This window comes from Verrucomicrobiota bacterium (assembly GCA_027622555.1).
Taxonomy (GTDB): Bacteria; Verrucomicrobiota; Verrucomicrobiia; order Opitutales; family UBA2995; genus UBA2995.
Genome location: JAQBYJ010000075.1, coordinates 20953 through 28999 on the forward strand (window position 1 = coordinate 20953; position 8047 = coordinate 28999).

Sequence of the window (8047 nt, forward strand, 5' to 3'; positions counted from 1 at the left end):
ATTGATTACTCGAAAGTTTTGGTCAGCCAGGCGTAAAATGCGATTTGTGCGACCAGAGCCGCTACCACGATTATATACAAGCGTGTCCAGCCGGAGCTGCTTTCGTCTTTGACCGACGACATCACTTCGTTGTTCGAATCAGTTTCCATGTCCTAAAGATATCAAATTTACAAATAGCCTGATAGCACCCGGATTTCCTTCTGGTAATTGCCGGAAAAATGATAAACCCGCATAGGCGTACCATCCCTTTCCATACTGGGCAATCAGGAGTCCACCGTCTCTGGCTGGCTCCCCACGGTCGTTGGCGGATAAGACAGCCTCGTAGTGATCGTCCCATTCGTCCGCGTAATACAAACCACGCTCCTGTACCCAGTTTTCAAAGTCATTGGCCGTTATTTTGTTGGGCACGTTAAACACCCGGTGCGCTGGCTTCAGCATCCGCATTTCTACTTTCTCTTCGGATACGCGGTCTCTTGATAATTGAAGTGGGTAGGGGGAGCTGAAATTGGATTTGGTGCGTGATGCAGTCGTATTAAACTGGGAGATCAATGTGCCTCCTCCTTCCACGTAGGCTTTCAATTCATCGAAGCGTTTGTCCAATCCTTCCAGTGCGTCAAACGCGCGTGGTCCCAGGATGACCGAGTCGTATTGCTGCAGGCTTTCGCGGTTGATGTCGGCAACTTGAATGACATCCACTTCGTAGCCGATCCCAAGCAAGGTTTCAGGTACGGGGTCACCAACCCCTTCGATGCAAGCAATGCGGTTTCCAGCACGGCTCAATTCGAGTCGCGTTAGTTTGGTCGCCGCTTTCGCCATGATTGGTTGGCGGCCTATGTGTTCGTATTCGATCTGATTGGATCGTTGGTTGAAGATGTTTCCGTCGTCTGCTACTACCTTGAAGAACACACTGCCTTCGGATGCGTTTTTAGGTGGAGTGATTTTCGCGGTTCGGACCAATTGGGTGTTTCTTTGTTTAAATGATATCTCAGGTTCGGCGATGTTCACCTTCCAACCTTTCGGAGCATCAGCGACTAGCTTACCTGAAAATATTCCTGAGTTCCCCGTTATGGTAAGCTCCACTTCTTTGGCCTGGTTGTTTTCAAATAATAGCACGGTGGCGTTCGGTTGTAATACCACTTCCGGGCGAATACTCACGATGTGATGCACTTCCCCTTTGATGGGATCGCTCAGGCGTTCAATCACGGGAGCGGAAAGCGCGATAGTATACCCATCAATTTCGAGTTTTGCCGTTACCGACATGGAAGCGGGAACGGACATCAGTTCCAGTAGTCGCTGGTTTTTAAAGTGATAAATGCCTATGTCCGGTTCTTCTTTTAACCAGAAGGGCTGAGTCAGCGGAGCATTCTTTGGAAGGTTGAAGCTGATATCCGTTATTTCTGAAGCACCTTCGCCAAGCTCCTTATCTAAATTTTGATTTAGATTCAGATGGATATCTTTGGGCCAGTTTTCGTTATCGAATAAAGTAACATCCAGGCTTTTTATATTCACCTTTAGGGGCGAACGGTTGTTCAGCTCGACCTCGAGATTCACTTTGTCTCCCGGAGTTAAATAACCGACTGATGATCGTGCTTCAAAATGAAGACCAATGGCCGCAGCAATCAGCTTCTGGATCGTTGCTCGGGTTGTTTCGATTTGTCGATTGGTATCCAGGCCAGCCAATGCCTGATCGGCTTTAATCAAATGATTAACCGCTTTCCATGGATTGTTGAAATCAAACGTTTGGATAGCATTATCGATTGCCGAGTGAATTTTGTCGCCGCTTGGATATCGTCCCCAAGTTGTATCAACTCCATTCAGGAAATCTCCTTGGGTCGGTTCTCCATCGAGCAGGACTAACCTTTCGGTTTGTGGTCCACGGCGTCCGGCCTGGCCGAAGCCCTGACTCTTGTGCATGCTCCTGCTTCGGGCGGCAATCTCCGTATAGGAGGTTCCCAGAAGCGGGTTGTACTTCCCGATTTCCAAAGAGACTACTTCGCGCTGTTCGTCGGACAAGCCCGGTCCTCCGCGCCCTCCAGGTCCTCTTTGTCCATATCCATTCCAGAAGATGCGTGTTGCCTGGTGCGTTTGCACCTGGTCGAGTTGTTCAGAAAATTGATTTGGGTCTGCTGCCAGTCGAAATGCTTTTAATGCCATTTGGGCAGACAAGGTGTGGTGTCCATGGGTGACACCTTCGTCTGGATTAAAACGGGTGATAATGACATCGGGTTTGAAAAACCGAATCGCGTAGACCACATCTCCCAGAACGGTTTCTTCCTGCCAGTTTTCCAAGGTATCTTCCACATTCTTCGAATAGCCGAAATCCCGTGCACGCGTGAACAACTGTTTGGCCCCATCGGTTTTTCTTGCCTGCAGGAGCTCATTCGCCCGAATGAGGCCCAGGTTTTCCGTCAATTCCGGGCCGATCAGGTTTTGACCACCGCCTCCGCGGGTAAGTGACAGGTAGGCTGTCTCCAGCTTTTCCTCCTGCGCCAGGTAGGTGAGCAGGGCGGTATTTTCATCATCTGGATGCGCGGCCACAAAGAGGACTGAGCCAACCGTATTGAGCTTATGAAGCTCGTTTAGGAGCTCTGAAGAGTTCATTGTTTGGCCAAATACCACGGTGGAAATCAACAAGGGTGCGTAGAGGAGTACCGATCGAGCAATGGGCATAAAATTAATAATAATTAGGGTAGGAAATAGAGTCTCTTGATTTATTCCTCCGTCTACCAGTCAAAATCTTGAAATATTGTGTTTTGCCAAGCTTCTGCATAGTTCTATGTTTTAAATAATGATTCAATGTCCTCAAACAGTCTAATGCGTATCCTTTCTTATCTGGGACTTTTTCTTACTGGTTCTGCGTCTTTATTGGCTGATTTTTCCATTCAGGGCACGATTTCACATTTGGATCCCGGTACCAAGCTTCTCCTGTTTCGTCAGGATCTCGATGCCCGGAGTGAAACTGAAGCGGGTGGGTTGGTCATTCAGGCTGATCATACCTTTGAACAGAGCTTTGATGGGGAACCGGGATTTTTTAACCTGGAGATTCCCCGGTGGGGCAGAATTCCGCTCGCAATCGATTCAGGGCAGGATGTGACCATCACCGTTCATTCTAACAATCCTGCAGACTTTGAAATCTCCGGTTCTACTGACTCGGATGTCTTACTCGCTTATGAGGCCTTTCGAAAAGATTCTTTAACCCGGCTTGTTTATCCTCCACGCGAGCTCCTTAACCGGGCGACGGCAAACGGAGTTTCCACTGAGGAACTGGCTCCCCTTGCCCAAGCCGAGGTCGATGGATATAATGCGCATAAACGGGAGCTGAATGATTTTACGATCGAACACGCAGGTTCTTTGGTTGCGCTCTACGCCACGTCGCTGCGTTGGGACAGCGATTACCGCATTTCGGAAATTCAAAAACAGGTGGATGCGTTTGCCGATACTCATCCTGGGCTGCTTATTACCGGAAGCATGCAAGAGCGTCTGCGACTTTTTGGTTTGACTGCCATTGGAGCAATGGGTGCCCCGTTAAGTGGACGCGATTTTAACGGAGAAGAATACTCGCTCGAAGACTTCAGGGGCAAAGTCGTGCTCGTAGATTTCTGGGCATCCTGGTGTGTTCCCTGTCGGGTTGAAAACCGTCATTATCCAAAACTTCTCGAAACCTATTCGAAACACGGATTCGAAGTATTTGGAATTAATCTGGATGATAGCCGTTCTAGTTGGATGAGAACCTCTCATCAGGATGAAGTAACCTGGCCGCAGATATCTGATCTGCTCGGTTTAAAATCTCCTATGGCCCAGGCCTACAATGTGACTGCTCTACCCATGAGTTTTCTTCTTGATGAAGAAGGGCGTATCATCGACCGTAATCTCCGAGGCGAGGAGCTTTCCAAAAGACTTGGGGCATTGTTTGGGGGAAATGCAGGAAAGTAAGCCGAGTTCTTTCCTCGTAAATGTGAGGGTAGTGCTCGGTTTAATTTCATGGATTTGCAGGCATTACTCATGGCGTTGATTGCTGCGAAAAATGGAAACTTATCTTTTTCGACTACGGTGTATCATTCTTGGAATTCCTAACAATATTGATTCTATCAAAGTAGATCATAATACTGGTGAGGTTCGACTTTACCTCCGCAATTACATTTCCATTTTCCTCTGTGGATGGCTTTTAGGCATCTTCTGCATACCCCAAAGCCAATTTTTTCAAAAATTGTATTTCTCCGGTAAAGCTGCCAGCCATAGAGTACAATGAAAGAATAGACTCCTGCTTTGAGTGACATAATTAATGGTTCCTGGAAAAAATTGAGACTCAATTGTGACACTAGGCTCTTAGGTCCGAAGGAAATCCAAAAGATGGGGATTATTCCGAGAGAAAGTAGGAAAACTCTTACTGGATTTCTGGAGTCCTTGATTCTCTCCCTTTTATTACGATCAATTTCCGTTTCCGGCTTTCGCTTAAATTTTGTTTTGATCATTGGGCTATTGAACTTGTCTCTGAAATGTAGCCTTAATTTTGGAGGTCTCTTTTTCTGCGACCTTTGCCTCAGTAGCAAATTTCTCACATTGTTTCAGGGATTCAACAAGGGCATCGATTACCCCATTGAGTTTGGGTAGTGTGGCGATGTTGCATTGCCGGCCCATATTAAGGAGATCGTCACGGGTGATTCCTTCACGTTTACCTAGTATCGAAAGTTGTTGGCTTGCTGTCCCTTTTTCGGGTACCGGCTTGAAGGAAAAGGTTGCTTGGTTTTCTGATTTGAAAAAACAGCTGCTAAAGATTGGGCAATCTATCGTACCCTTTGACGTTGTTTTCCCGCTAATTTTTGTAGGTCAATTGGGCTAACCACTGGCGCGGGAAGCATTTCTGCCAACGCTTTCTGATAACCGAGGCTGTTTAGGATACGGGCAAGGGATCCTGTGGTTATTGATCGTCCACCTTCGACGGCCATTATAACCTTTTTATTAACTGCAGCCTTATCTGCCAACTCGGCTTGCTTTACTTTATTAGCAATTCGTTGTCTGCGAATGCGTTGTCCCAGTTCGATCAGTTCTGTCATGGTAAAATCCATAAAAAGGGATATTAACAGTAATGATCAATGATAAAAACCTTAAATAAGGATTTAAATAAGGATTTAAAACAAAAAGCCGCCTTGCGGCGAGCTCTTGTAAATTGAGTGATTAGAAAAGAGGCTTATAGCTCCTTGATCATGATGTTGCGCCAGCGGACTTCGTAGGGTCCGGAACCTTCTTTAATCCCGTGGACTTGTAGGCCGATTGAACCACTGGGGTTCTCATTGTGGATGGTGCGGGGGAGTTTCATCTTGGTGACTTGGTTACCATTGATGAAGGTGGTGATGGTGTCGCCTTTGGCGATGATGTGGAATTCATTCCAACCGTCGTTTTTCACGTAGCTGTGTTCGTTGACAGATTTGTCCTTGGACATGGGTTCTTCCGATATCCATCCGGTGTTCAGTCCTTCACCGTAGACCCATCCAGATTGACCGGGGCTGGTTTCGATTTCGATTTGTGGTCCGAAATAACGACGGGTTCCAAAGTTCCGGGTGTTGGATCGAATCATGACACCTGAGTTGAGTCCAACATCGACCTTGCATTCGAACTTAAGCTCGAAGTCCCCAAAATTATCGTAGGTGTGTAGAAAGGTGTTGGGGCTTCCTTCGGCCGTGCGGCCTAGGATGGCTCCGTCTTCTACATAGTAGTTGGCAAAGCCTTGAACCACGGCCCAGCCCTTCATGGTTTTACCATCGAAGAGCGATTTCCAACCATCATTTGATGCATGGCTTTTGGCGAATAGAGATGAGACTGCGCAGCAGAGAACCAGCAGTGTGAGTTTTAATGGGTAGTTTTTCATAATGAGTGTTTTTACTGTAGGAGGGGCTTTACGCCCCGATAGTTTTGGGGCAGTTAACAGGATCGGGCATAAAGCCGCTCCTACAGTTTTAATTTTGATTAATAATTCAGTTAATTCGGTGCAACATGATCAGTCGCATTTCGATCGATTGTTTTCCTGGGATTTCCAGGGCGGATAAAGTGAGTTTGTTTTGACCTTTGTCCAAGTGAATAACTCCGAGGTCCATCGGCTTGAAGTCTTTGACATAAGATTCTCCTTTGCGGATCGCTCGGTCAAACTCGGCCCCGAGCCACGGTGGGTCATTAACTACGGTTACCTTTTTGGTAATGGCAGAATTCCCACTGCTTAGTTCGAGAACCGTGCCGAGATCCTGCTCTGTGCACGTGTAGTAAACCTCAGCACGGTAATTTCCCTCAACCTGGACATCCGCATCCCAATAAATGGTATCCTCCGTGTTTACCCAATTCATGTAGAAAGAACAATTGGGCGCATTTCCTGAGCGCTTAATATCTCCTGTGGCAATCGCATCGCGGGCCGGTAATTGAGTGAAGCGGAACTCAGGGTGACCAATGACGAATGGCCGCTCGTCTTTTCCTTCCGGCAATTCAGCCACCACAGTGCGGTCAAATTCTTTTTGAGCAGCCAGAAGTTCCTTATGAACTTCAGGGTGCTTTTTGCTCACATCCGTCCGTTGTCCGGGATCTTTGAGCATGTCGAACAATTTGCCCTGAAAATCCAGACGGTAACGTTGGCTGCGTACACTCGTGTTGCCTTTGAAGTGATTTACGTAAAGTCGGTCCGGCCAGGCTTCGCCGGTTTGCAGGAGTAAAGGTTTCAAGCTTACTCCATCCATGGGGAGTGTGCCGGTATTCTTGATACCAACCAGATCGGTCAACGTTGATTTTAAATCGATACTACCAGCGATGGTGTCCGTTTTGGTTCCCGGTTTTATTTTGCCTGGCCAACGAATAAAGAACGGCGATCGAACACCACCTTCCTCCACGCTTCCTTTGCGGCCTTTCATGTCTTCGTTCCAGCGATAGCCGTTGGGGCCATTGTCGGAAAAGTAGATCACGATGGTGTTGTCGGATAGTTTGAGATCGTCGAGTTTCTTCATTACTCGCCCAACGTTCCAATCAATGTTCTCACACATGGCGAGTGCGGCGCGGGAGTGTTGCAAATCTTCGTCCTGGTCGCCGCGCGCTCGTAGGGGCAACTCGTTATCTTTGAATTTGCTCCACCAAGGCTCCGGAACCTGCATCGGTGAGTGTGGAGTGCAGTAGGGCAGATAAACAAAAAAGGGTTCGTCCTTCTTTTCCTCAATGTAGTCCATGGCTTGATTGGTGAAGTCATCAATGAGGAAGCCTTCTCCCGTAACTATCTCTCCATTGTGTTCGAGCATAGGCGAATGGTAATGACCCCAGTGGCCTGAACAAAAACCATAGAATTCGTCAATGCCACGCGCATTTGGATGGTACGGTGGTTGCATGCCATTGTGCCACTTGCCAAATGCCGCAGTGTTGTAGCCGGCTTCCTTAAATGTCTGGAAAATGGTCGTCTCATCCAAGTCCATACGTTCTTCACCCCGGCTGGCAGATTTTACGCCGGTGCGCGGATTATAGCGACCTGTCATAAACTCCGCCCGGGTAGGGGAGCAAATCGGGCAAACGTAAAATCGCTCCAACTCCATGCCCTGTGACGCAAGGCGATCGATGTTGGGCGTGCTTATGTTGGTGTTGCCGTGGACGCTAAGGTCTCCCCAGCCCTGGTCGTCTGTTAGTATGACGATGACGTTGGGTTTATTCGCCGACGCGAAAGGCTGAAGGCAGAAGGCAAAAAGTATGAGAAGGGGAAGTGTGTTTTTGAGTTTCATATTCGCAATTACAGGGTAGGACGGCCTCTCAGGGGGCTGGGCTTGATGCTTGAAATAAAGTAGGAGTAAGAGGACGAGGGGGATTTATCCTGGTGTTTTGTAGCCGCATAGTTTTTTTAGGTTTTTAGACCGAGCATGCATGTAGGGTACACATCTAAAAGAATATTAAAGAATGAAGATCGAATGAAAATTGTGAAGTGAGAAATGAAGATGGGGCAATTTCAGTCTGGCGTTGGTTGAAATGTAGGAGACAGGCAATAAGGATAGATCAATAAAAAACGTCATAATCGGGGTATAATGGGTGTGAA

The 8047-nt window shown here is 47.5% G+C and carries 6 protein-coding genes; 1 reads left to right on the plus strand and 5 read right to left on the minus strand.

Annotation, left to right across the window (positions count from 1 at the left end):
* Positions 1-5: 5 nt before the first annotated feature.
* Positions 6-149: a hypothetical protein gene (locus O3C43_17520; protein MDA1068291.1), complete on the minus strand. Its 144-nt coding sequence runs from the start codon at positions 147-149 to the stop codon at positions 6-8.
* On the minus strand, positions 139-2670 hold the full coding sequence (locus tag O3C43_17525; GenBank protein ID MDA1068292.1) for a PIG-L family deacetylase: 2532 nt from the start codon (positions 2668-2670) through the stop codon (positions 139-141). Before O3C43_17525 ends, O3C43_17520 begins: the two co-directional genes overlap by 11 nt.
* A 126-nt stretch (positions 2671-2796) precedes the next feature.
* Between O3C43_17525 and O3C43_17530 the strand changes: the two genes are divergently transcribed.
* On the plus strand, positions 2797-3933 hold the full coding sequence (locus O3C43_17530; GenBank protein MDA1068293.1) for a TlpA disulfide reductase family protein: 1137 nt from the start codon (positions 2797-2799) through the stop codon (positions 3931-3933).
* An 851-nt stretch (positions 3934-4784) separates the two neighbouring features.
* On the opposite strand, the gene O3C43_17535 is transcribed toward O3C43_17530, so the two are convergent.
* The 3 genes from O3C43_17535 to O3C43_17545 all read right to left on the minus strand — a co-directional run bounded on the left by O3C43_17535 (position 4785) and on the right by O3C43_17545 (position 7739).
* Positions 4785-5054 carry a hypothetical protein gene (locus O3C43_17535; GenBank protein ID MDA1068294.1) on the minus strand — a complete coding sequence of 90 codons (270 nt, stop codon included), beginning with the start codon at positions 5052-5054 and terminating at the stop codon, positions 4785-4787.
* A gap of 134 nt (positions 5055-5188) precedes the next feature.
* On the minus strand, positions 5189-5866 hold the full coding sequence (locus tag O3C43_17540; GenBank protein ID MDA1068295.1) for a DUF1080 domain-containing protein: 678 nt from the start codon (positions 5864-5866) through the stop codon (positions 5189-5191).
* 106 nt (positions 5867-5972) lie between these two features.
* The gene (locus O3C43_17545; protein MDA1068296.1) at positions 5973-7739 is read right to left on the minus strand and encodes an arylsulfatase; all 1767 of its coding nucleotides are present in this window, start codon (positions 7737-7739) and stop codon (positions 5973-5975) included.
* Positions 7740-8047 lie beyond the last annotated feature (308 nt).